The organism is Methylomonas sp. HW2-6 (assembly GCF_052474525.1).
In genome coordinates this window covers 466,173-490,264 of record NZ_CP184124.1, presented here as the reverse complement: position 1 = coordinate 490,264, position 24,092 = coordinate 466,173, and the positions used below count along the sequence as shown (strand labels likewise).

Here is a 24,092-nt window from a genome sequence, read left to right as displayed (position 1 = left end):
GGGATCAGCGTTTGTCGCCGTGCTCGGCAAATACGTCGGCTTTGCCTGATTTGTCGAACGAAACCACTTGGTAGGCATCCTGGCGTCCGCCCATTTCCATGCCGGGGCTGCCCATCGGCATGCCGGGCGCGGCCAGACCGGTGACTTGGGGTTTGGCTTGCAGCATTTTTTGGATGTCGCCAGCCGGGACGTGACCTTCGACTACGTAGCCGTCAACTATCGCGGTATGGCAGGACGCCAGTTTTTCCGGGACGCCGTAGCGGGCTTTGATCGCGTCCATGTCGTCGCTGATCACGTCGTTAATCTTGAAGCCGCTTTGTCTGGCGTGTTCCAGCCATTTGCCGCAGCAACCGCAGGTCGGGCTGCGATAAACGGTCATTTCCGGGCCGCCGGCCGCGGGTTGTTCGGCGCAGGCCGAAAAACCGAATGATGCCAAAACCAGGATTGCCGTCGATCTAATCAATTTCATAAATACCTCTTTATTCGCCGTGCAGCGTAACGATGATGTTGCGGCTGCCGGCGTGGTTACGGTGCTCGCATAAATAGATGCCTTGCCAGATACCCAGTGCGAATTGGCCGTCGCTGATGGGGATGGCCAGAGAACTCCCCAGAATGACAGTTTTAATGTGCGCCGGCATATCATCGGGACCTTCGAGCGTGTGCCGGTAATAGGGTTCATTTTCGGCTACGGCCCGGGAAAAATAACTTTCCAGATCGCGGCGGACGTCGGCGTCTGCGTTTTCGTTGATCGCCAGCGACGCCGAGGTGTGTTGCAGAAAAATGTGGGCCAGACCGATTTCGATCCGGTCCAGTTCCGGCAGTTGGCTGACGATTTCCCGCGTCACCAGATGGAACCCGCGCGGTTTGGCGGTCAGTTGAAGACGTTTTTGCAACCACATGCCGCGGTCTCGATCGAACGCGCCGCGTCAGGCGCCGGAGGCGTGGTATTGCGGACTCAATTCGCGGACCGCATCGACCATGGCCTTGACGTGCTCCGGATCGATATCCGGCAATATGCCGTGGCCCAGATTGAATACATGGCCGGAACCGTTACCGAAGCCGGCCAGCACGTCGCCGACTTTGGCGCGGATCACGTCGGGTTTGGCGTAGAGCGTGATCGGGTCCATGTTGCCCTGCAACGCCACCCGGTCGCCGACTCTGGCCCGGGCCTGACCGATATCGGTCTGCCAATCCAGGCCCAGCGCATCGTAGCCGCTGTCGGCCATCGCTTCCAGCCACAAACCGCCGCCTTTGGTGAACAGGATGGTCGGAATTTGCTTGCCGTCGCGGTGGGTTTGCAACAAGTCCCTGACTTGCCGGGCGTAGCGCAAGGAAAACTCCAAATAATCGGCATGGCTGAGCATACCGCCCCAGGTGTCGAACACCATCACCGCGTCGGCGCCGGCGGCGATCTGCGCGTTCAGATAGGCGGCAACCGCCTGCGCCAGGGTGTCCAGCATTTGGTGCATCAGCTGCGGCTGCTCGAACATCAGGCTTTTGACCTTTTGAAAGCTCTTGCTGCTCTTGCCTTCCACCATATAGGTCGCCAGCGTCCACGGGCTGCCGGAAAAACCGATCAGCGGCACCCGGCCTTGCAAATTGGTTTTGATCAGGCGCACCGCGTCGATCACATAGCGCAATTCGGCTTCCGGATCGGGGACCGCCAAGTTGGCGATGTCGGCGGCGGTTCGAACCGGCCGGGCGAATTGCGGGCCCTCGCCTTCGGAAAATGACAGGCCCAGGCCCATCGCATCGGGGATGGTCAGAATGTCGGAGAACAGAATCGCCGCGTCGAAGCCGTAGCGCTCCAGTGGCTGCAAGGTCACCTCGCAGGCCAATTCCGGATTGGTGCACAGTTGCATGAAACTGCCGGCTTTGGCACGTACGGCGCGGTACTCCGGCAAATAGCGTCCGGCTTGGCGCATCATCCAGCTTGGGGTGCGTTCGACCGGTTGTCTCAACAGGGCGCGCAGGAATAAATCGTTTTGTAGTTGGCTCATGTTTCGGTGGGATGGTATGAATCAGCGGCGGCTTTCTTTTTGCACGGCACGAAAGCGTTTTTCCAGCGCCTGTTTGAATTCGTTGGGCATGACCGCCTTGAATTGTTGCGCCTCGGCGGCCGTGGCAAACGAGCCGTAAATCAGCACGTATTTTTCTTGCTCGCCTTTGTTAATCGGATAGTAGGTTAACGCATCGCGGTAGTCGGCGTATTTTTTCAGAAAGCGGGTGACGGCGGTCTTGTCGGACAGCACCATGACCTGCAAGGTAAAGTTATTCGGCGGCTGGGCCATGATCCAATCGTAGTCGCCGCCGTCGGAGATCGGTTTGCCCGGTTTGCGTTCGGCCGGTTTTAGCGGAGCCGCGGGCGTTGCCGGCGTTGCCGGCGCAGGCGCGGGCTCGACAGTGGTTTTAGCAGCGGCGGGTTCGGTTGGGGCCGGTTTTGCCGGGGCCTCGGCGGGAGCCGGTGCAGTAGTCGCCGTCTCGGCGGCCTGGTTTGGCGCGGCCGCCACCGGCGTTTCGGTCTTGGCTGGCGCCGGGGCGGGTTCGGCAGGCGCAACGGCTGCGGCCGGCACCGTTGCCGGAATTTGGGGCTGGCTCGGCGCTGGGTTTGACGCGGCTGGTGGCGCTGGAGCCGGAGGTTCGGCAGCCGGAATTGCCGGCGCAGCAGTGTCCGGTTCTGTCTCCGCCGGTTGCGGCGGCGCTAGCGGAGTCGGCTCGGCCGCAGTCGCTGGCTGCGCCGGCTCAACCGGTTTGGCCGGCTCGGGCAAGGCAACCGGTGCCGGTAAAGGCTGCGGCACTTGTCCGGCAGGCAACAAGCTGAACCCGACATAACCCGCTCCGGCCGCAATTGCGGCAATCCCCAGCCACAGCCCGGTCCGGGCGGTTTTGCGGCCTTGGTAATGGGCCAGCTTGGGCAACTCCGCCAGAATCTTGCCCGGAATGCCGTGGGTGTCGCGATATACCTGCTCGATCAGGCTGTCGGTGATGGCATTGAACGACAGCACCGCGCCGGGTTGTGCCGACAAATTCTGCAAATATTCGCCGCATTGTTTGCGGCTCAACGGCGGCAACTCGATGAAGTGGCATTCTTCGACCAGCTTGTCGGTGCCGCTTTTGATGTGAAATTGGTCGTGGTTCATCGCGAACACCAGACGCAGGCCCGGAATCGAATCGGCCAATTCGATCAGCATGGTCAGCAAACCGGGGCCGAGTTCGCCGGCGTCGTCGATCAGCAGCACCACTTTGCGCCGGGCGCAGGCGTCGCGCAAGGCGTTGATGTCGAAAGCGGAAGCGGTTTTCAGCTTCAGGTCGCGCAGCGACTCGACGATCAGGCTTTCGAAACTGGCGTTCGGCGTGGCTTGCAACAGGGCAACGTCCCACAAGTCCTTGCGGTTTTGGCGGACGGTTTCCAGTAGCGTGGATTTGCCGATGCCGGCCGGGCCGCAGACGATCAACGACTGCTGCAGGTTTGCCAGCAAATGCACCAGCAAGTCGAGTTTTTGCGAACGCTCCAGTGTGATCAGCGCGCGCTCGGGGCTGTTATTCACCGAGCGGCGTTGGTAGCTGTAGGTGAGGTCGTCGTTATCCAGCATAGCCGTTTAAGGTGGCTTGCAACTGGGCCAAATCGACGTTCACCGGCAACGAGGCTTTGCCGACCGCTTCCAGTAAAATCACCCGAATTTTGCCGTCGACGTTTTTCTTGTCGACCGCCATCAAATCGACGTATTGCTCGCTGGTCATCTCGGCCGGCGGCGTCACCGGCAGCTTGGCAGCTTTGAAGAGGGCGACGATCCGCGCCACGTCGGCATCGTTCAACCAGCCCAGGCGGCGCGATAAATCGGCGGCGAAGCAGGTGCCGATCGCGACCGCCTCGCCGTGCAAATATTGGCCGTAACCGCAGCCGGTTTCGATGGCATGGCCGAAGGTGTGGCCCAGGTTCAAGGTCGCGCGCACGCCGGATTCGAATTCGTCTTCGCCGACCACCTCGGCTTTGTTGATGCAGGAGCGCTCGATGGCATAAGCCAGCGCGGCTTTGTCGCGGGCCAGCAATTGCGGCAAGTTGGCTTCCAGCCACTGTAAAAATTCCGGGTCGCGGATCAGGCCGTATTTAATGACTTCCGCCAGACCGGCCGATAATTGGCGGTCGTCCAATGTATCGAGCACGTCGGCGTCGGCAATCACGCATTGCGGCTGGTAGAAGGCGCCGATCATGTTTTTGCCCAGCGGGTGGTTGACGCCGGTTTTGCCGCCGACCGAAGAGTCAACTTGCGCCAGCAATGTGGTCGGAATCTGGATGAAAGCGATGCCGCGCTGGTAGCAGGCCGCGGCAAAGCCGCCCATGTCGCCGATCACGCCGCCGCCCAGTGCGATCAAGGTGGCGTTGCGGCTAAATTTGTTGGTCAGCAAGCCGTCGAAGACTTTTTCCAGATAGTGCAGGGTTTTGTATTGCTCGCCGTCCGGCAGCACCACGCTATCGGTTTGATAATCGGCCAAGCCCGCCAGCACTTTGGCCAGGTACAACGGCGCTATCGTTTCGTTGGTGAGGACCAACACTTGCTTGGACCGGATGTGCCGGCGCAAGAGCTCGGGTTGCTCCAGCAGCTTGGAACCGATGTAGATCGGATAGCTGCGCTGGTTGCCTAAATCAACTCGCAATTCTTTCATGGTCTTCCAGAGCAGCCTGATACTGCTGCAAAATGGTTTTGACGACAGTCTTGGTGGGCAGCACGCCGGAATCGATTTTGAAATCGGCGCACGCGCTATATAAAGGGTCGCGCTCGGCCAGCAGGGTTTGCAAACGCTGGCGCGGATTCTCGGTACGCAATAACGGCCGTTGCGTATCGTGTTTGGTGCGATGCAGAATTTTGTCGATCGAGCATTGCAGATAGACCACGAAACCGTTTTCGATCAAGGCTTGGCGGTTTTCCGGTTTGATCACGGCGCCGCCGCCGGTCGCCATGACGATACCCTGCTTCATCGACAAATGATGGATCACCGCCTGCTCGCGCAAACGGAAGCCCTCTTCGCCTTCGTAGGAAAAAATGGTCGGAATATCCACACCGGTGCATTCCTCGATCACCTTGTCGCTGTCGTAAAACGGCCACTGCAACGTTTTGGCGAGCTGTTTGCCGATGGTGGTCTTACCGACGCCCATCAAACCGATCAAATATATGTTGGCCGCTGGTTTCATTGCATGGCTGGTTCTGCGCACTAAAAAACCGGAGCATTATGCCCACTTTTGCCGGCGAGTGAAATTTTAAGATGCGCGTGGCGCGCATCGGGCCAGTGCAGGCCCTAAATCCCCGGTTATCATGCTGAGTCATTTGCAGTAGGAGCAGGCCCTGCCTGCGACCGAAGGCGCTTGATCGCGGCCAGGGCCCGCCCCTACCGCTTTTAATTGAACGACATTGACTATCGTTCCGCGGCAGGGGCAAGCCGGCGCCAAAGCTTATGCGAACTGCGCCGCGATTTGGCTTTGGATTGTTTCCGCCATCGCCTTACGGTCGGCGGCGTCGCGGATCGGCCGGCCGACGACGATGTAATCCGCACCGTTTTGGATGGCCTGCTCGACGCTGACCGCGCGCTTTTGGTCGTCGTCTTCGCGGTTGTCGACCGGACGGATGCCGGGGGTGATGACCAGCAGTTTGTCGCCGAGCTGTTCCCGGATCATCGCCACTTCCAGGCCGGACGAGACGATGCCGTCGCAACCGATTTGCAGCGCCCGCTTGGCCCGCGACAACACCAATTCTTTGACGTCGCATTGGAAACCCAAGTCGTCCAGGTCGCCGCGGTCCAGGCTGGTCAGTGCCGTTACGGCCAGCACCTTCAGCTCGCCTTTGGCGGCGGCGGCGGCTTCCATGATCGAATCGTTGCCGTGTATCGTTGCCAAATCCACGCCTTTGTTGCTCAGAGCCTTGATCGCCCGGCCGACCGTGGCCGGAATGTCGAAGAATTTCAGATCGACGAAGACTTTCTTTTCTCGCGCCTTCAACCATTCGATAAAACCGAAATAATCGCCGGACATGAACAATTCCATGCCGACTTTATAAAAAATCACCGCATCGCCCAGCTCTTCGACCAGGGCTTGGGCTTCGGCGATGCTGGCGACATCCAGCGCCATAATCAAGCGGTCGCGAACCGGAATGGGTTTTTGGGAAACGAAAGAGTTTTTCATGGTTGACGATTGGCTGGTTTAGTTCTTAAAAGCGTAAAAAATAACAGAAGAACGCCGCCTATCCTACATTTTCACTGGCATCGGTTCCCGACGGACGGGATTATCGGCCAAGTTTGGACTGGACGGCATCACCGTTAGCGGTTATAACCTCTATCACGGACTGCGGCGAAATGGCGTTGTCCGCTTCCGTTGGTCCTCATAAAAAACGCACCCCTTATTGAGAAGGGAGCAAAAAACTACAAGGAGATTGCGGTCCCAACGCCTCCCAGAACGGGGTGCGAAACCGCAAATGGCCCGGCAAATCAGCGGCCTGCGCAGCGAGAGAAGAACCTCGCCAGTTTATTAAGCTTTCATTAAGCCGAAATAAGCCAGGTGTATGGTTCTATAATTCAGGCAGACACGTGAAGTTAACTTGGCTAAAAGTATTGATATGACTCAGTATCGCCCAAAAGGATTTATCCGGCCGCTACGGCCCGAATTGCAAAGCATCAAACGTGCGACCGATACCGCGCTGATCTTCATCACGCTTTACTTGTCATTGCACGTCTACCGGGAGCCTTTCACCAAGGAATACTTGGGTTTGTTCATCGTTTGCACCGTGCTGTTCGGTATCTTCGCCGAACATCAAGAGATATACCACGGCTGGCGCGGCGATCCGATGTTCGACGATGCGATCCGTATCTTGCTGTCCTGGGTTTTTGCCTTTGCCTTGGTTGCCGGCGGCTTTTTCGTGTTCGATTTAGGATTCGAATATTCCCGCGAGGTGATGGAGCTTTGGCTGCCATTGGCGCCGCTCAGCATCATCGTCTTGCATACCTTGCGCCGCTCCGCCTTGTCCTATCTCCGCCTGAACGGCATCAACACCCGTACCTACGCCATCCTGGGCGGCAATGGCCTGGGCCGGCGGCTGAATGTCGCCTTGACCGAAATGCCCTGGCTGGGCTACCAATTCATCGGTTTTTTCGACGACCGGATCGAAAACAAGCAGCGCCGGGAACAGGAAGACATGGTCGACAACATCATCGGCGATTTCAAGGAACTGTTGGACCGGGCCAGACACGGCGAAATCGACCACATCTACATCACGCTGCCGCTGCGCGCCGAAAAACGCATCAACCAATTGGTGCAGGAACTGGCCGACAGCACCGTGTCGGTCAATATCGTCCCGGACTTTTTCACCTTCAACCTGATGCAATCCAAACTCAGCAGCGTCAAGGGGATTCCGGTGGTCAGCGTATTCGACACGCCCCTGAATTCGTCGCTGGACGGCACCGCCAAGCGGCTGGAAGACTTATTGCTGTGCGCGGTGATTCTGCCGCTGATCGCCATCCCGATGCTGCTGATCGCCATCGCCATCAAACTCACCTCGCCGGGACCGGTGATTTTCAAACAACTGCGTTACGGTGTGAAAGGCGAGCCGATCGAAGTCTGGAAGTTCAGGTCGATGACGGTGTGCGAAAACGGCGACAACGTCAAACAAGCCACGGCCAACGACAGCCGGGTCACGCCGCTCGGCGGCTTCCTGCGTCGCACCTCGCTGGACGAACTGCCGCAATTTCTGAACGTACTTAGCGGCACCATGTCCGTAGTCGGCCCGCGCCCGCACGCCATCGCCCATAACGAATACTACCGCAAGCAAATTCAAGGCTACATGCTGCGCCACAAAATGAAACCCGGCATCACCGGTCTGGCCCAAATCAGCGGCTGCCGCGGCGAAACCGAAACCATCGACAAAATGGAAGCCCGCATCCACCACGACCTGGAATACATCCGCAACTGGTCGGTGATTTTGGATATCAAGATCGTGATATTGACGATTTTCAAGGGGTTTATTGGGCAGCAGGCGTATTAAGCTAAAAGTGCGGAATAGAGCCGGCCGATTTGATCTATCGTTCAAACGGCATGCGCCAAAATGTAACGCGAGCTTGATTTTTACTAGGACTGCCGGGAACAGTGCTTTGCAACTTTATGCGTATATAGGCGATTGCTCTGAATGGCGGTTTACTTGAATACGATCAATTCGCCCTTTAGCAAAAAGACGCAAGTAACGCTCATATTGTTATGTGTGGCATGGGTGTTAGCGTTATTTATCGAGTCCTCGCAACCGCCTGCGCAAATTATTGCCAATACGCCAGGGCTAGATAAGGTCGCCCACTTTGTCGCATTTGCTGCACTCGCCTTTTTCATCGGCGTGTTTTGGTTAAGCAGGCAAGGTAAGTCTAGGATATCGGTATTTGCTCCGCCATTTTGGATTGCATTGCTGGTGGGGGTCTTAGAAGAGGGATACCAGATGACAGTTCCCTCGCGCGCCGCTAGTGCTTGGGACTTGCTGGCCGACGCTTGCGGCGCTTTAGCCGCCATGTGTGTTTTGAATTTACTTGCTACGGTTATATGGTCGCGGCAATAAAGCAGTCCTACCGGTGTAGGCGGTATTCAGTAGTTAGGCGTCGGTTAGATGGGCTTTAATTGCCTGTTTAAATTAAAAAATAGCGCCTAATTTTTATATAAATAACAGCCTACGTTATGTAGATTATTCATGATAGTAAATTCGCGCATTCAGTCAGTTGGTTCTACATCCCCTATAAGCGCTGATAAGCTGAATTTAACTTTTTTTAGTTTGTTCGCTTTTGTATGCGGTTTGCCGACTAAATATGTTTTGAATCTGATGGGCGAACTGTATGCCGCGGAATTAGTTTTGCCGGTGTTTGCCATTATGCTTGTGGTTTCCGGCAAGGCATCGTCCACCCTAAGAAGCGCGATATTCTGGAAATTCTTCCTGGCCGGAATGGTCATGATAGCAGGCTATATGATTTCCGATTTAATCGCTGGTACCTCGCAGCAAAATTATTTGCGCGCCTGGGGGCGTAATGCTGTTTTGTTAAGTGATTTATTGGCATTAAGCGTAATGGCGGGTAGCGATAAACGCTATATCTGGTGGTACATTTTTGGGGTCACCATCGGCACCCTTATTTACCTGCAAACGCACGGTATTGTATTGAATAACTATACCTGGAAGCTGGAAGGTTACGGTCGTGCGATATTAATGTTGGTGTTGTTGTTGGGTTATTTTTTGCCGAATCTGATGACAATTGGCTTAATTGTCTGTTTCGGTTTGGTCAGTATTTATATGGATTCTCGCTCGCAGGGGGCAATCAGCTTGCTATTGGCGGGTTTGTTGTGGGTCCGGAAGGCGAATCCGGTAAGGCTCAATATCAGCGCCCGAAATATGGCCAAGTTCGTTATTGCCGGTATTGTCGTGCTTTTAATGATATTGATAGCGATGGCGCAAACCGGCGATGAATATAGCGACCGTAGAGGGGCGTCCAATGTGGAGCGTTTTGGCGCGTTAAAAATCGGATTTATCGCGATAACCGATTCGCCGTTCATCGGCTTTGGTTCATGGGGGCAGGGAACCAAAAAATATGCGGAGATGTATCGGAAGGAAACGGAAAAGGATTTGCGGCATTTAGGGCAAACCTATATTCAATATACCGATACCTTCATGCCGCATTCGCAGATTTTGCAAAGCTGGATGGAAGGTGGCATTTTGTCAGCCTTTTTCTTCTTGTTTTTTGGTTATAAGTTGCTGGCATCGATGAAATACGTGGTCTTTGGCAGGTATCTCGATTACTTGACACCAATATACATCATTACTTTATTTGGCTCGGCGTGGAATTTAGTGATGAGCCCTTATTCCGGAAATCACCGCCTGGGTATCGCGATGGCAGTGGCAATTGTTTGTTCGCTAACCATAGAGCGGCGCAAAGCCAATTAGTTTGTTAGCGATATTTGCATAATAAACTGCAATGGTTGGAGATTGGCTATGTCGGGGATATTAATATCTTCGATACGGCGGAATGGGGTTGATTCGTTCAATCGCTATAAGTTGAACTGAACGTTATTTATTTTCGGCCCTAACAGGTTGGTGAAAAACTCTTTTTTGGCGTTGAATGACTCTATATTTAGTGCCGATGAATCTATTTTCCTACTAAATACTGGTTCTATTGAGCAAAATTAGCGTCTCAAATATGGTTTTTCACCAACCTGCTAAGAAGCCAGCCTCAATACTGAATTAAAGGCTACCGCTACTGAGAATCAGGTTAAAGGCGGTGTTTGCAAAAGCTCTGCCGCCAGTTGCTTTGCAAATTAGGGGATACGTTCTTAGCCCATTGTCTACCGTATTGGGCAACACGTGGGGACAGGCCTTGGTTCATGGGGTGGTAGTTGCGGGCACTATTTGATCGGACTGTAAATTATTAATGGAACACGAAACTATGCGAAAGAGATTTTGGTATCCGGCTCTCGAAGGGCTACGCGGCACGGCCGCGGCGTGGGTGCTTTTGTCGCATGTTTTTTTGCTGGTGCAGTGTAACGTCCCTTTGCTCGGGCGTGGCGATATCGCAGTCGATTTGTTTATTTTGATTTCCGGTTTTCTGATGACTTCGCATTACGTCGAGCGGCGGCAGCAAGAGCCTTGGGAGGCGGCGGAAACTTGGCGGCTGTTTTGGCTGCGGCGTTTTTTCAGGATAGCGCCGTTGTATTACCTGTGTTTGGCGATAGCGTTTTTGTTGGGGCCGTTCATCGGTGAGGCGCGTCACGCCATAGCTCAAGTTTGGCCTGAAACTGCGACGCCATTGGCGAGGTCTTCCGATCGTAGCTTTCTGAATGTGCTATTGCATGTCTCATTTATGTTCGGTTTACTCCCGTATTTCAGTTTTTCTACGCCGTTACCCGATTGGAGTATTAGTTTAGGAGCGCAATATTATGCGGTATTCCCGCTCCTATTTTGGTTGGCGGCCAAAACCGGATTTGCGCTTGCCTTGCTTCTAACGTGTTCGGTTATGGCGTTTGCCGCCCATGCCTCTTATTTTGAGGCATACATAATGCCGGCGGCCTTGCCGCTAAAATTTCTGTTATTCGCTGCCGGTATGTTGGTGGCGTGGTCGCGTTGTTGGTGTTTGCGGCGCTTTGCGCTGATGGCGTTGGCGATGCCTGTGATAGCGGCTTACTTACATCCGGCTCACGTGTCTCATGGCGCACTGGCCGCTCAATGCTTGCTGGTTGTTCTGCTCTACTGGTGCGCGTCGCCGGTACTGTCGGCTGGGGGGGCGTTCAACAAACTCAAGTACTTGATGCCGTGGCTGCTATCGACGCCGGTTTGCCAATGGTTAGGCCGGGTGTCGTACTCGGTTTACCTATTGCACTTGCTAGTTGTGATTCCAGTGGTGGCCTACCTGACCGGATTGCCGGATTTTGTTTCGCAACAGCCCTGGATCAGGGCCTGTCTGGCATTGGCGGCGGTGGTGCCGGCAACCTATGGGCTTAGCTACCTGCTGTACCGTTTTATCGAGTTGGGCGGTATCCGCCTCGGGGAAGCTGTGTTAGCGAGGGCGGCGCGGATTAGTGCCGGCGATGCGGCCCCTACTTTGGCCAAGAGTTGGCTGAAAACCATACTGTCCACTGCCGGCTTGATGTTGGCGACTTTTATATCGGGCGTAGTCAGTGCGCGTTGGTTGGGGCCGGAGGGAAGAGGTGTGCTGTCCGCCGCCCAACTGGTCATGACGCTGGCCTCCGGTGTCAGCCAATTGGGCCTGGGAGCGGCGCTTGTTTACGCGTGCCGAATCGACGCGTCGTTTCCAGGTCGGCGTTATTTTGCGCTATCGATGGTTTGTATTGTCGCCATTGCCTTGGCCCTGGCGGTCGCCGGGGCGGATTATGGATCTGCAATTCAGCCATCCATCTTTCTGCCGCTGTTGGTGTTGACCGGGCTGACCGCGGCAAATGCTTATGCTTCGGCGGTTAGCCAGTTGTCGCCCGGATTGTCGGCATTCAACAGCGGCCGGTTGGCGCTGGCGGTTATTACGTTGTTGGCATTGTTGGTTCTGGTGGATTTGGAGGCATTGACAGTCGCCAATATCCTATGGACGCAGTTAGGGGCAACGCTTGTTACGCTGGTAAGTATGAGCATCGTCAGCTTCAGGCTGATCCGCTCGCAGCAGGAAACTGCTTCCGGTGCGGGGCGGGTCAGCGCGGTCGGTTATATTTCGAGCGGATTTAAATTTCACGGCACCGCGCTACTCAGTTTGCTGCTGCTAAATATCGATAAGCTAACGCTCTATGCGATCGGCACTACCAAGGAGTTTGGTTTGTATAGCGTAGCCTATGCGACCTCGCGCTTGATCGGCAGTGTGCAGGAGGCCATGTCAACCGCGCTCTACGCCCGATTTGCCGGCAAAGATGCAGCCCGGCTGACCGAAGTGGTTCAATTGGTTTTTAGATTTAGCTTTCTGCCGTTACTGCTAGTTGCCCTACTGTTGGGCTATGTTTCGCCGTGGCTGTTGTCTTTGGTGTACGGCAACGCCTTTGCCGAAGTGGCGCTGCCTTTCGCAATATTGCTGCTCGAGTGCGTGATTGGCAACGCAAGCTGGATTTTGGCCCAGCAATTCAACGCTACCGGCCGGCCTGGCGTGGTCTTGTTGCGCCAGGTCGTTGCGGTCGGTCCGGTTTTGCTGCTTATTTTTTGGATGCCGCGCGAGCACATTGCCTTGTCGCTATCGCTGGTTATGTTGTTGAGCGCTTGCGTCCGGCTGGGCATGAGCATGTTGATGTTCAAATGGGTGGCGAATTTACCATTGCCCCGATTTTTTCCGACTAGAACCGATTTTATTCTGGCCAGAGAAAAGATGGCTAATTTGTCTGGTTTTAAAGCGGGTTGATAAGAAATCGTAGTTTATAGAGATAAGTATATTTAAGGACTTTAATATTATGACAGCGGTACATAACGAAATTGGTTTGAATGAGTTGTGCTCGACATTAAAGGAGCTAAAAAACTACAGTGTGATTAGGTATATCCCTAATCACGGTAATGCTGGCGATGGGTTGATAGCTGCCGCGGCGTGGCAATTATTTGACCGACTTGGATTGTTGTCGTCAATTCAGGTTAATGGCGAAATATCCCCTGGAGATGTTGTTATTTTTAGTGGCGGTGGAAACTTCATCCCTGAATACAGTCAAGCGAGAAATGTTATTGAAAAGAGTTTGCAGCAAAATGTCAGCAAATTTATTTTACTGCCGCATTCCATACGCGGTAATGAAGATATTCTGCAAAAGCTCGATAAGCGGTTTTACTTGTTTTGCCGCGAAAAAGAAAGCTACGAGCACGCCCAAAAATACGCTACGAACGCCAACGTGTTCTTAACGCACGATTTGGTGTTCGGTCTCGATTTGGTGCAGTTAAATCAACGCCTAAATATAAATTGGCTACGCTTGCAACTGTTGTTGCATCCGCGGCTTTTGAAAGCTTATCTCAACTGGCGGCAGGCGTTGTTAAAAATCAAGCCGAAAAGCGATGGCACTATGACGTTGATGCGAGTCGACGTCGAGGCAAAACAGGCCGGTAAATATCCTAGCGAGTTGGATATCTCGTCAAAACACTCGTCATATTATTCCCAGCGATTCGAAGCCGATTTAATCGCACGGGAATTTCTGGCCACACTCGACCAAGCCGACCATATTATTTCAGATAGACTACATGTATCGATCGCTTCGGCACTATTAGGCAAAAAGTTAACGATGTTCGATAACTCCTACGGTAAAAATCGTAATGTGTTTTTGAACTCAATGGATGGGCGATTCGATAATTTGGAGTTTAAAACAGACTAATCTGAAAGTGGTTCTAACGGCGGTACTATAAAAATGAGCGGTCGGATGCTGGGATTAACAACCGAGAACATATATGATTGATTGGAGTGTGGTCGTCTGTTGCTATAACAGCGAAGCTCGAATAAAAGAAACTCTGCACAAAATATTGGCTGCGGTTGAAAATCGAACTGCCGGAAGCGTCGAGATAATTGTCGTCGACAATCTTTGCACTGACCGCACTGTGGATTTTGCCAGGGAAGTGGCGGCGGAGAATGGATTTTCCGGGCTTAAAGTGGTTCCAGAAAGCCGACCTGGGTTAATGTATGCGCGTATTGCCGGAGTTATGGCGAGTTCGGGGCGTTTTATCGCTTTTCTGGATGATGATAACTGGCCGGCTTTAAATTATTTCGATGTGGCGGAAAGGGTATTTGTCGAACATCCGAACCTCGGCTTATTTGGTTGCGCAACGTCATTGCCTCAAACGTATGAAATCCCGTCGGCTATTCAAAAGTATGCGGGATATTTCGCCATAGGCCATTTGCCTTTCGAGTCTGGAATATTGGCCTCGGGCAGCAGTGTCTGGGGGGCCGGTATGGCGGTGAGAACCGAAGAGATCAAGGCAATATTCAGTTCGGGTTTTGCACCGATTCTAGTGGGGCGCGCCCAAGCCAGACAACTTGCCGGCGACGATTCGGAGATTGTCCATGCCGTGGTTATTTCCGGAAATTCAGTATGGTATCAGGACGATGTTTTGGTTACTCATGCCGTGGACCCAGTCCGTTTCAATTTCGACAGGTTGATTAAAATGCACGAAGGTATAGGCGCTTCGGAATTATTCGTCTACAAATACTCGCTTAGCGCCAGAAATATTCCGGTCGATAGGGTGTTAGTATTTGCAATATTTGCAGCCAGAATTTTTTTTAAAGATATCTTCAATATTATCAGGTTATATTGGGCTGGTTCCGGTCGTCAAAATGGAGGTTTCGATCTGCAATTGAAGCTTGGGCATACTCGGGCAAAATGGAGTTGCTTTTTAACGAATCCAGAAATGAGAAGAATTCAGGATGCTAATATTGGAAAGTTAATATCGTTAAGGAGATCTGCCAGAATGGGTCATGGGATTTCGAATTAAAGTGTAATCGATAGTCTGTGGCGCTATCCAGTAAATGGGATTGATGTTTTCTACAAAGAATTAATGGCTCTCGTCGGACGATCGATTCGCTAACAATGGCTAATAGCGAATCGCATCGTACGAATAGCCTCAAGAACTGTTAAGGATTTGCGGCTGTGATTTCGAATAATGTTACGGAAGACGGCTCCAAATTGACCGACGACAGTTTTATAGAACCGTTTGTGAGGGGTATATCTTGAGTAGCTATGGGTTGCAAGGTGGCGGATTTTAGAGAAGCTTTGGCTTTGGTTTTTTGCAAGTAGTGCGAATTAGCGTGCGTTTCATCAACGACATAGTAAGTGACTTTGGCTGCGGTCGTATTGAAAGGCAGTTGGTCGACAGTAAGCTCCAATTGCTCTGCGGCAGCCAAATCTTTGGTGTCCTGAAAATCCCAATTTTGATTGAAGACGAGAATCGAGACCTTGGACGAGTCTGCGCCGGCAATTATGCCGATGTTGCCTTGCCGTACCGGAGTGGTCTTTACGCGGTGGCCGGTTAATTTGTTAAACATCAGTGCGACATTATAAAGCGCCTTTGGTGTCACGGCGTCAGCCAGTAATAGCGCCGGCCAGCCCCAGTTGTCGGCTAGGGTTTTGGGATCGGAATTGTCTCGAAATAAAAGTAATAGGCCTTCGTCGATATTGTTTTCGACTGCAGTCAGGAGAAACCGGGCGGTCCACGCTGCGCCGACATTATTACCGTTGATAATGCCTTCCGGTTTTTCGTTTGTGTGCCAGCTCGGGCCCCACTCCGTTAAATAAAGCGGAACGTTTTTTACATTATAAGTTTTTAAATGTTGGCGAAATTCGGCGGCTTGGGCGGCTACAGAAGGAAATTTTCCGAACTCGGTGAGGCCGGTCAAAGCCTGATTGTTTCCATAATAGTGGAATGAGATAAAGTCTAGCCTTAGGCGTTGCGAGGCAACATCTTTGATAAATTGTTCCGCCCAATTGAATTTTGCAAATGCGTGGTCCCAAAAAGTTATGCTTGGGCCGCCAATTCGAATTTTCAGTTCAGGGTATGTGTGTGCGAGTTTATCGGCGGCTTTGCTCCAGGCTGCGTACAGTTTTATATAGGCGTCGTACATTCTGGGGTCGCTATTTTGAAGGTTTGTTTCAAGTAGCCATGCTTCGCCGTTAATGTCCGGTTCGTTACCTACTTCGAAGTCGGCTTGCAGAATGTTGCTCTTGATTGTCACCGCCTCCAAATAGGCGTAAGCGTATTCTTCGTAAGCCGCCCAATTGGAGATGCCGCGATATTTTTTTTCGTTCGAACTGGTGGCGAATGCGGCTTGCGGACTATGGCCGACGACGATGTGGGGGATAAGGCCGTATGTCTTACAGTCTTTCAGGGCTTTTGACTCCCAAACTCTGGAGAAATCGTATTGTAATTTGTTTGTGATAGGATCGAGTCGGGCGATATTTGAGGGTTCCAAGCCTAGAAAGCGAGCTTTATAAACCTCCAGCGGCTTTAGCATTTGCCATGTGCTGTTCGTGAATGGAGCCGTCCATGTGGATGCTCGAAAATAATCGCGCATTAATTTCAGATCGTCCTGATTTGATGCGTTGTATATTGTTTGCGACTCGACAATAAAACTGTTGGATGCCGAGCTGGTTTGGCAGGTTGCTATTGATGCCAAAATTATCGCTAAGCCTTTTTTGATAGAGTTACTGCGTTGCAAGGTACTGAAAAAGTGTGTGGTCATGATGCGCTCCGGTATTCGGCTGGTCTTAATGCGGTTGATCGGGATGGCCTGTAACAAGAAAGGGAATATCTAGTTATCGGGTTTTGTATAAAATAACTATTTCATAATAATATGCAATATCAGAGTGATATGCAATCGTTAAAGGTTGCTCCAGTTTTTTTCTGCTATAATTTGGCTAATTAATTTAATCAGAGAGATATACGTTGTGAAGGTATCTATTGTAACAATATCATTCAATCAGGCAGAGTTTGTCGAGAGAACAGTTCTCTCCGTTATTGAGCAAAGAAAGGAGGTCGATCTTGAGTATATAGTAATTGACGCAGGAAGCACGGACGGAAGTAGAGATTTAATTGATAAATATCGCGGCCAAATAGATAAAGTAATTTTCGAAGCCGACGAAGGTCCAAGTGACGGGTTAAACAAAGGTTTTTCTTATGCTACTGGAGATGTTTTCGGATTTTTGAATTCCGATGACATTCTTTATCCTGGTGCATTGAAGCAGGCCGTCGATTATCTGAGTCAGCATCCGGATATCGATGTGGTCTCCGGGCATGCATATATCATCGATGGCAACGATTTGGTTTTGCGTAGAAGTTTTTCGCAACCTATGGCCCTGGTTCGGTATGCGTACGGGGCCTGCATAATAAATCAGCCGTCTACTTTTTTTCGTAAAGCGGCTTTTCAAAAAGTCTCCGGATTTAATAAGGAAAACCGTTCAAATTGGGACGGTGAGTTGTTTGTTGATATGGCTCTTCATGGTCTCCGATTTGGTGTGGTCAATAAATTTTGGAGTGGATATCGTCTACATAGTGTTTCTATAACCGCTTCGAAAAAGCTCGATCAAGCGATACAAAACTATAGTGCTCGCATTTTTCAAAAAATAATGGGTAGGTCGCGCCAATCTTTTGATAACTGGGTTGGAGTGTTTTACAAGATTTTGCGATTTTTGGAGAATCCGGTCGCTTTGTGGGAGCGCTTAATGCGAGGTAAGATTTACGGAAGGACGTTAAATTAATCTATTATAAACAGTGAAGTTTAAACTCGCGGGTCATTTGTTATATTCTTAGGTGTTCAATAGAAGTGAAAAAGATAATTAGCCTAGTTGTTATTTTTTTGCCATGGTTTTTAAAGAGGCGAATTTATAGTTGGCTCTTCAAATACGAATTGGCTCCTTCAAGCAGTATCGGTCTGTCGTGGATTTTTGTCGATAAATTATCAATGGCTGACGGTGCCAAAATCGGCAGTCTGAATGCAGTTAAAGGCTTGAGCAGACTTGAATTGGGCTCGTTTTCCAGTATAGGTAATTTGAATTGGATTTCAGCGTTTCCGGCAAATTCGAATTCCGAGCATTTCAAGCATCAGGTTGGCAATAGATTGCCTGATTTGATTTTAGGTGAGCATGCGGCTATTACCAACCGACATCTGATCGATTGTACCAATAGAGTCGAAATTAAGCGGTTTTCAACGTTCGCAGGTTTCAGATCAACGATTCTTACACACAGCATAGATCTTAGGTCGTGCCGGCAGTCATCCGAACCGGTATCGATAGAAGAGTATTGCTTCATTGGCAGCGGGTGTATTTTGCTGGGAGGTACGTCCATTCCCGCAAAAAGTATTCTGGCAGCTGGCTCCACGATTAATAAAAAAATGGATGTGCCCTGTGCTTTATACGGCGGTACGCCGGCGCGTTTTGTCAAAAACCTTGAAGAGAGCGAGTTTGCCTATTTTAGGCGCTCGACGGGATTTGTTATTTAGTTTAATTAATGAAAATACTACGAGTTATCAGAACGGTTAATCCTGAGAGTGGGGGGCCTGTAGAGGCTTTAAAGCAGAGCTCTCTAGTTATAAAAGATATGGGTCATGAAATAGATGTCCTCAGTCTTGATGGTGATCAAGCCGACTATATAACGCAGCTTCCTTTGAAGGTATATGCAGTTGGCCCGGGTAGTGGCAATTATGGATATGCAAAAGGACTTAGCCTGTGGTTGGAGCAAAATTACCATCGCTACGATGCCGTGATAGTAGAGGGTTTGTGGCAATATCATGGTTTTGCGGTTAGAAATATTTTAACAAATAAGAATGTGCCATATTTCGTTTTTACTCATGGAATGTTGGATCCGTGGTTTAAGCGGCGATATCCGCTAAAGCATTTGAAAAAATGGCTTTACTGGCCTTGGGCAGAATATCTCGTACTACGCGATGCCGAAAAAGTGTTATTTACCTGCCAGGAGGAGAAGATATTAGCCAGGCAGTCGTTTTGGCTTTACCGCTGCAACGAACAGGTCGTTAATTTTGGGACATTGGGTCATCAAGGCAGTGCCGACGAACAACGGCAACTATTTTTGAATCAATTTCCAAGCTTGGCGGGAAAGCGTTTTTTGCTGTTTTTAAGTCGTATTCATCCAAAGAAAGGAATCGATCTATTGATTGAGGCGTTTGCCCAAGTCTGCGGAAGCGATTCGGAGCTTGAACTTGTTATTGCCGGTCCGGACCAAGTTGGTTGGGGGATTGAGTTAAATTCGCTCGCAGAAAAACTGGATATAACACATAAGATTACCTGGACGGGTATGTTATCCGGTGATTTGAAATGGGGGGCTTATCTCTCGGCGGAGGCGTTTATTTTGCCGTCGCATCAAGAAAATTTCGGTATCGTTGTGGCCGAGGCCATGTCTTGCCGCTTGCCGGTTTTAATTAGTAATAAAGTCAATATTTGGCATGAGATAAAACAAGATCAAGCCGGATTGGTGGTTGACGATACATTGCCGGGATGTGTGAAGTTGATTTCGGATTGGCAAAGTTTGGACAACGATGCCAAATCCAGCATGCGAGAAAATGCCTTTCGCTGTTTTATTGAGAGGTTTGAAATTACTAAAGCGGCAAACAGTTTGCTTGATGCTGTCACTGTTAATTCGGCAGCCGATCTGTCTTCGTAGTGTTGAATTTTGTGATTTCGAATGTATTGGATTTAAAAATCCGCGTTTTCCTTTTAAATGTGATAGTAAACAGTGGTTCAGCAATTAGATAAGTTCGTTCTACCAAAAAACTTCCGCGGCAGAAATGCTTTTATAGTACAGCTTTGGTGGATGACTCAGGCAACGCTATTTGCCTGCTCCCCTCAGTTTTTATATGGCTGGCGGCGATTTTTGCTCAGGTTATTTGGCGCAAAAATAGGAAATAGCGTAATCGTTCGTCCGTCGGTGAAAGTCACTTACCCCTGGAAATTGACTATCGGCGATAATTCATGGATTGGCGACGACGTCGAGCTATATACGCTCGGCGAAATTGAAATAGGAAATAATGCCGTTATTTCTCAAAGATCTTATTTATGTACAGCTTCGCACGATTACACCAAGGATTCGTTCGAAATATTTGAACGAAAAATTAACATTGGAGATGAGGTTTGGATAGCGACGGATGTATTTATAGCTCCAGGTATTACTATTGGCGCACGTGCCGTCATAGGTGCCAGGAGCACAGTATTGAATGATATGCCATCGGGAATGGTTTGTGTGGGATATCCTGCAAAGCCAATTAAGCCGCGTATCGCGAAATGAAACCAAGACAGGTTTTCGACTTGGAATTTAAGGTTAAAAAGTTTGCGATTTGTATTTTTTACTGAACCGATTAGGCCTAATTTGCTATGAAAATTCTTCTTTACGGTATTAATTATGCTCCGGAATTAACTGGCATCGGTAAATATTCTGGCGAAATGTGCGAGTGGTTGGCCTCGGGCAGCCATGAGGTGAGAGTGGTATGCGCGCCTCCTTATTATCCCGAATGGAAGGTCGGAAGCGGCTATAAAAGTTGGTTCTATATGACGGAGTCGATAAATGGAGTCTCTGTATATCGCTGTCCTTTATTCGTACCTAAAACGCCAAGTACCACTACGAGGTTATTGCATCTGTTGAGTTTTGCCCTTTTTAGTGCCCCCGCGGTATTTAGGCAGTGGCTTTGGAAGCCGGATGCTGTTTTTTGCATAGAGCCAACTTTTTTTTGCGCTCCTGGTGCATTGTTATTTAGCAAGTTACGCGGCTGCAAATCTGTATTGCATATTCAAGATTTCGAACTAGATGCAATGCTTGGGTTAGGTATGGGTAACTCCGGATGGATATCTAATTTGGCAAAATGGGTAGAGCGTTGGTTTATGCGTCGGTTTGATGTTATTTCGAGCATATCCTACAGCATGCTGCGTAATGCCGAGCGAAAGGTTGGCAATAGTGAGAAGTTATTTTATTTTCCAAACTGGGTCGATACCGATTTTCTTACTCCAAACGGTAACGCCGACTTTTATAGAAAAAAATGGGGAATAAGTGACGATACTAAGGTCGTTCTATATTCGGGGAATATCGGCAAAAAGCAGGGGTTGGAAATGGTACTTCATACGGCTAAGGCACTGGGTGATCATGCCGGACTTCTGTTTATTCTGGTTGGAACAGGGGCTGCCCTGCCGGAGTTAAAGGAATTAGCGATGCAGTTGCAATTAACCAATTTGAAATTTTTTCCGTTGCAACCGTATCAGCATTTGCCGGATTTATTAGCGTTGGCCGATGTTCATCTTGTTATACAAAAGAAAGGAGCGGCGGATGCGGTATTGCCTTCTAAACTCACAGCGATTCTTGCTGTGGGCGGAAATTGCATTATAACTGCCGAATCGAATACTGAGCTTGGAGTTTTGTGCGAAAAATATCCAGGTATATCCAAACGTATCGAACCTGAGAATACCGAGGCTTTGGTCTCTGAAATAAAATCAACATTGTTGAGTTTGCCAAAAATAAAAGAGGGTGGTTTTAACAAAGTAGCTCGCCAGTTTGCGCTGGATAACCTAAAAAAAGATCAAATCCTGGGGCGGTTGGTTGATCGGTTGAGTCGTGAGTAATTGTTTGGCACGCAACCGTTTCATATTTGTCGGCGCGGTTGTTCCGAATTAAACCGGTGGGATTCTAAAAGTGTAGAAATTAGTTTGGAATTGTATCCTGGAATGGATTTGAGAGTTAATCTCAAGCTATCAATGCCTAAGGATGAGGAGTTTTTCTTGGGTTTAGTGCAACTGAAATAAGGAGTTAGAAATGAAGTTAAGCAAATTTAGTTTCGGTAGTTGGCTGGCAATGCGGTTGTTGCGGCAGTGTGGGTACGGGTATGTCTCAGTCGATAAAGCCTCATCCGGTAGATTGGGCTTTAATTTCGCACTATTGGCAATATTTATGATTGGTACTGTCCATGAATGTATTGCATTTCAGTCAATTGTTGTGGATGCTCAAACAAAGTATAACGTTTCTCAACGCGCAGATATTAAGCAAATGCGTGAGTATTTCCGGGAGGCGACATGGCCAATTCCTGATTCGGCCGTATCGTTGAAATTGCTCGAACCGTTGGGAATATCAAAAGCTAGATTAATTAGTATTGAATCTAGAAATGGGGTTAGAGTAGATCCTGATACAAATGCAGTCTACTTTGACTTTACAGACGGTGCTTTGGGTACGCAATTGGACAATTGCAAAGCTAAGAACCTTATTCCTCATATCGTGGTCGGTCAATATCCTCAAACGGCTCTGTTAAAAGTCGGAGCGAATGGTGCGAAATACGGGATATCTGATTGGAACGTCTACGAAGATTATGCATATGCATTTTTGGAATTCGTAACGGTTGAACACGGTATATCGCAGGTGGATTTTGAAGTAGCGAACGAACCTGATGTCAATGGCCAGATTTGGCTTTTAGGGGAAAGCGTTTGGAACGCGTCTCCAAAAATGTATGATGAATATTTAAAGTTATACACTGCATGGGCAAATGCGGCAGATAAACTCGGGCGCGAGCATCCGGAGCTTAATTTTAGAATTGGCGGCCCGGCAATCGGTCCGTACTCGTTTGGCTTTGGCAAGTTAAACTGGGCTGATCAGTTTCTATCGGACGTGGCAAATAGGAAGTTGCGGTTGGATTTTTTTTCCTTTCATTTTTACGGTCTTAACCAGTCCCTCACCGGTTTGCCAAAATTTGGCAGATATCCATCAATCGACGAATTTTCCAGACATGTTCACGATACTTTAAGTCGGGTGGGCCTTGAACATGTGCCGATATTTTTCTCAGAATGGGGGGTTCACTATGGTACCGAAACAGCGAGAGGCATCATCAACGGCACTAACGTAGGTGCTGCTTGGACGGCTCGTTTTTTACTGGATGCAACTGAGAGCGGTATTGAAGAGGGTGCCCTTTTAAGTTTTATAGATCATCAGGTTCCGCCGGAGTTTGTCGAGAATAATTGGAAGTGGGCAAGTTTCTTTCACCAAGATGGCGGAGCTCCCAAACCCCTACACAGTGTTGCGATGATGTTTACTAAATTACCTGATCAAAGGGTTAAAACGGTTCCGGTCAGAAATGGCTCGATTGGGGTCGTTGCGGGAGCAAATTCGTCAGAGGTTGCAGCGATTGTATTTAATCAAAATTGGGACTTCTTGAGCGCGCGAGAATTGTCCATTCCTGAGCAAACGCAAATAACCATCCGAAATTTACCGTTTAAAGCATCAAAAGTAACTGTAATTAAATCCGTGATTGATGAAAGGCGAGCCAACCCTTACTTGGTGGAATTGAATAACAGTCTAAATAGAGCTTCTGTCCTTAACGCCAAAACGCTTAGGGCGGTAAGGTTGCCTCAAATTCCCGTGACGAACGGGGCTGTAGTTTTACCGATTGCGGATTTGGCTCCATCATCGGTAACGTTGTGGGAAATTTTGCCGGTTGAATAGGTGGCACAGATTTCTTGATATAGCTATCTGTCAGTCTTATACCCTTCTGCATTGGATATTCTGAGTTTCCTTTGCAGAAGGGGCGAGCGTTCAGTTTACCTTGATCAATTCCACATCAAAAATCAGCGCCGAGTTCGGACCGATGTCGCGGCCGGCGCCGCGTTCGCCGTAGGCCAGGTTGGAAGGGATGAAGAAGCGGTATTTGGCGCCTTCTTTCATCAGCTGAACGCCTTCGGTCCAGCCGGCGATGACTCTGTTCAGCGGGAACGTGGCCGGTGCGCCGCGGCTGTAAGAGCTGTCGAATTCTCTACCGTCAATGGTGGTGCCTTTGTAGTGAACGGTGACGTTGTCGCTGGCTTTGGGCGCTACGCCGGTGCCTTCGGTAAATACTTGGTATTGCAGGCCGCTGGCGGTGGTGGTTACGCCGGCGTTTTTGGCGTTGTCGGCTAGGTATTTTTCGCCGGCGGCTTTGTTTTCGGCTGGGGTGTTGGCGTTGGCCAGTGAGAACATAATAAATCCTGTGATAAATGCGATTAATGTGGCGATAACTCGTTGTTTCATAGACTTCATGAATACTCCGGTAGGTGGTTGTGCCGTTAAATCCGGGGGCGCGGTGTTGGATTTGCGCACGCCCCGGCTTGACGGAATCGGATTAATGGG

General features: G+C 50.1%; 21 protein-coding genes. 12 read left to right on the top strand and 9 right to left on the bottom strand.

The features are described from left to right. Positions 1-4: 4 nt before the first annotated feature. From ACH518_RS03350 to pyrF, 7 genes are all read right to left on the bottom strand, one after another. Positions 5-469, bottom strand: coding sequence for a DUF411 domain-containing protein (locus tag ACH518_RS03350; RefSeq protein WP_445371864.1), 465 nt, complete (start codon positions 467-469; stop codon positions 5-7). 10 nt (positions 470-479) lie between these two features. Beyond that, positions 480-899, bottom strand: a complete 420-nt coding sequence (locus ACH518_RS03345) for a secondary thiamine-phosphate synthase enzyme YjbQ (RefSeq protein ID WP_445371863.1) — start codon at positions 897-899, stop codon at positions 480-482. Between the two features lie 27 nt (positions 900-926). Next, positions 927-2,000 carry a uroporphyrinogen decarboxylase gene (hemE, locus tag ACH518_RS03340; RefSeq protein WP_445371862.1) on the bottom strand — a complete coding sequence of 358 codons (1,074 nt, stop codon included), beginning with the start codon at positions 1,998-2,000 and terminating at the stop codon, positions 927-929. Between the two features lie 21 nt (positions 2,001-2,021). Next, positions 2,022-3,593 carry an AAA family ATPase gene (locus tag ACH518_RS03335; RefSeq protein WP_445371861.1) on the bottom strand — a complete coding sequence of 524 codons (1,572 nt, stop codon included), beginning with the start codon at positions 3,591-3,593 and terminating at the stop codon, positions 2,022-2,024. Continuing rightward, positions 3,583-4,665: a 3-dehydroquinate synthase gene (gene aroB / locus ACH518_RS03330; RefSeq protein WP_445371860.1), complete on the bottom strand. Its 1,083-nt coding sequence runs from the start codon at positions 4,663-4,665 to the stop codon at positions 3,583-3,585. The genes ACH518_RS03335 and aroB overlap by 11 nt, the downstream gene beginning before the upstream one ends. Continuing rightward, a complete protein-coding gene (aroK, locus tag ACH518_RS03325) occupies positions 4,646-5,191 on the bottom strand; it encodes a shikimate kinase AroK (protein ID WP_140910714.1) in 546 nt (181 codons plus the stop codon). Before aroK ends, aroB begins: the two co-directional genes overlap by 20 nt. A gap of 258 nt (positions 5,192-5,449) precedes the next feature. Next, on the bottom strand, positions 5,450-6,175 hold the full coding sequence (gene pyrF / locus ACH518_RS03320) for an orotidine-5'-phosphate decarboxylase (RefSeq protein WP_445371859.1): 726 nt from the start codon (positions 6,173-6,175) through the stop codon (positions 5,450-5,452). A 430-nt stretch (positions 6,176-6,605) separates the two neighbouring features. Between pyrF and ACH518_RS03315 the strand changes: the two genes are divergently transcribed. The 6 genes from ACH518_RS03315 (at position 6,606) to ACH518_RS03290 (ending at position 14,948) form a co-directional block, all read left to right on the top strand. Beyond that, complete coding sequence (locus tag ACH518_RS03315; RefSeq protein WP_445371858.1) at positions 6,606-8,027, top strand: undecaprenyl-phosphate glucose phosphotransferase; 1,422 nt, start codon at positions 6,606-6,608, stop codon at positions 8,025-8,027. Between the two features lie 153 nt (positions 8,028-8,180). After that, positions 8,181-8,582, top strand: a complete 402-nt coding sequence (locus ACH518_RS03310; protein WP_445371857.1) for a VanZ family protein — start codon at positions 8,181-8,183, stop codon at positions 8,580-8,582. 258 nt (positions 8,583-8,840) lie between these two features. Further along, complete coding sequence (locus tag ACH518_RS03305) at positions 8,841-9,950, top strand: O-antigen ligase family protein (protein ID WP_445371856.1); 1,110 nt, start codon at positions 8,841-8,843, stop codon at positions 9,948-9,950. A 499-nt stretch (positions 9,951-10,449) separates the two neighbouring features. Further along, the gene (locus tag ACH518_RS03300) at positions 10,450-12,891 is read left to right on the top strand and encodes an acyltransferase family protein (protein WP_445371855.1); all 2,442 of its coding nucleotides are present in this window, start codon (positions 10,450-10,452) and stop codon (positions 12,889-12,891) included. 49 nt (positions 12,892-12,940) lie between these two features. Next, the gene (locus ACH518_RS03295; RefSeq protein WP_445371854.1) at positions 12,941-13,837 is read left to right on the top strand and encodes a polysaccharide pyruvyl transferase family protein; all 897 of its coding nucleotides are present in this window, start codon (positions 12,941-12,943) and stop codon (positions 13,835-13,837) included. Between the two features lie 73 nt (positions 13,838-13,910). Beyond that, positions 13,911-14,948, top strand: a complete 1,038-nt coding sequence (locus ACH518_RS03290) for a glycosyltransferase (RefSeq protein ID WP_445371853.1) — start codon at positions 13,911-13,913, stop codon at positions 14,946-14,948. A gap of 139 nt (positions 14,949-15,087) precedes the next feature. Here ACH518_RS03290 and ACH518_RS03285 read toward each other — a convergent pair whose 3' ends face one another. Beyond that, the gene (locus ACH518_RS03285; protein ID WP_445371852.1) at positions 15,088-16,692 is read right to left on the bottom strand and encodes a GH39 family glycosyl hydrolase; all 1,605 of its coding nucleotides are present in this window, start codon (positions 16,690-16,692) and stop codon (positions 15,088-15,090) included. A gap of 205 nt (positions 16,693-16,897) precedes the next feature. Here ACH518_RS03285 and ACH518_RS03280 point away from each other — a divergent pair, with 205 nt between their 5' ends. From ACH518_RS03280 to ACH518_RS03255, 6 genes are all read left to right on the top strand, one after another. Beyond that, positions 16,898-17,707 carry a glycosyltransferase family 2 protein gene (locus ACH518_RS03280; protein WP_445371851.1) on the top strand — a complete coding sequence of 270 codons (810 nt, stop codon included), beginning with the start codon at positions 16,898-16,900 and terminating at the stop codon, positions 17,705-17,707. 65 nt (positions 17,708-17,772) lie between these two features. Beyond that, positions 17,773-18,447, top strand: coding sequence for an acyltransferase (locus ACH518_RS03275; protein ID WP_445371850.1), 675 nt, complete (start codon positions 17,773-17,775; stop codon positions 18,445-18,447). An 8-nt stretch (positions 18,448-18,455) separates the two neighbouring features. Then, complete coding sequence (locus ACH518_RS03270) at positions 18,456-19,625, top strand: glycosyltransferase (protein ID WP_445371849.1); 1,170 nt, start codon at positions 18,456-18,458, stop codon at positions 19,623-19,625. Between the two features lie 72 nt (positions 19,626-19,697). Beyond that, complete coding sequence (locus ACH518_RS03265; protein WP_445371848.1) at positions 19,698-20,246, top strand: putative colanic acid biosynthesis acetyltransferase; 549 nt, start codon at positions 19,698-19,700, stop codon at positions 20,244-20,246. 86 nt (positions 20,247-20,332) lie between these two features. Continuing rightward, complete coding sequence (locus ACH518_RS03260) at positions 20,333-21,568, top strand: glycosyltransferase WbuB (RefSeq protein WP_445371847.1); 1,236 nt, start codon at positions 20,333-20,335, stop codon at positions 21,566-21,568. A gap of 190 nt (positions 21,569-21,758) precedes the next feature. Continuing rightward, a complete protein-coding gene (locus ACH518_RS03255; protein ID WP_445371846.1) occupies positions 21,759-23,432 on the top strand; it encodes a GH39 family glycosyl hydrolase in 1,674 nt (557 codons plus the stop codon). A gap of 90 nt (positions 23,433-23,522) precedes the next feature. Here the strand turns inward: ACH518_RS03255 and ACH518_RS03250 are convergent, their stop codons facing one another. Further along, positions 23,523-24,002 carry an FKBP-type peptidyl-prolyl cis-trans isomerase gene (locus ACH518_RS03250; RefSeq protein WP_445371845.1) on the bottom strand — a complete coding sequence of 160 codons (480 nt, stop codon included), beginning with the start codon at positions 24,000-24,002 and terminating at the stop codon, positions 23,523-23,525. Positions 24,003-24,092: the final 90 nt, after the last annotated feature.

Coding starts and splice junctions, on each gene's coding strand:
- ACH518_RS03350 (WP_445371864.1), bottom strand. CDS start 469: ATGAAATTGATTAGATCGACGGCAATCCTGGTTTTGGCATCATTCGGT.
- ACH518_RS03345 (WP_445371863.1), bottom strand. CDS start 899: ATGTGGTTGCAAAAACGTCTTCAACTGACCGCCAAACCGCGCGGGTTC.
- hemE (WP_445371862.1), bottom strand. CDS start 2,000: ATGAGCCAACTACAAAACGATTTATTCCTGCGCGCCCTGTTGAGACAA.
- ACH518_RS03335 (WP_445371861.1), bottom strand. CDS start 3,593: ATGCTGGATAACGACGACCTCACCTACAGCTACCAACGCCGCTCGGTG.
- aroB (WP_445371860.1), bottom strand. CDS start 4,665: ATGAAAGAATTGCGAGTTGATTTAGGCAACCAGCGCAGCTATCCGATC.
- aroK (WP_140910714.1), bottom strand. CDS start 5,191: ATGAAACCAGCGGCCAACATATATTTGATCGGTTTGATGGGCGTCGGT.
- pyrF (WP_445371859.1), bottom strand. CDS start 6,175: ATGAAAAACTCTTTCGTTTCCCAAAAACCCATTCCGGTTCGCGACCGC.
- ACH518_RS03315 (WP_445371858.1), top strand. CDS start 6,606: ATGACTCAGTATCGCCCAAAAGGATTTATCCGGCCGCTACGGCCCGAA.
- ACH518_RS03305 (WP_445371856.1), top strand. CDS start 8,841: ATGGGCGAACTGTATGCCGCGGAATTAGTTTTGCCGGTGTTTGCCATT.
- ACH518_RS03300 (WP_445371855.1), top strand. CDS start 10,450: ATGCGAAAGAGATTTTGGTATCCGGCTCTCGAAGGGCTACGCGGCACG.
- ACH518_RS03295 (WP_445371854.1), top strand. CDS start 12,941: ATGACAGCGGTACATAACGAAATTGGTTTGAATGAGTTGTGCTCGACA.
- ACH518_RS03290 (WP_445371853.1), top strand. CDS start 13,911: ATGATTGATTGGAGTGTGGTCGTCTGTTGCTATAACAGCGAAGCTCGA.
- ACH518_RS03285 (WP_445371852.1), bottom strand. CDS start 16,692: ATGACCACACACTTTTTCAGTACCTTGCAACGCAGTAACTCTATCAAA.
- ACH518_RS03270 (WP_445371849.1), top strand. CDS start 18,456: ATGAAAATACTACGAGTTATCAGAACGGTTAATCCTGAGAGTGGGGGG.
- ACH518_RS03260 (WP_445371847.1), top strand. CDS start 20,333: ATGAAAATTCTTCTTTACGGTATTAATTATGCTCCGGAATTAACTGGC.
- ACH518_RS03255 (WP_445371846.1), top strand. CDS start 21,759: ATGAAGTTAAGCAAATTTAGTTTCGGTAGTTGGCTGGCAATGCGGTTG.
- ACH518_RS03250 (WP_445371845.1), bottom strand. CDS start 24,002: ATGAAGTCTATGAAACAACGAGTTATCGCCACATTAATCGCATTTATC.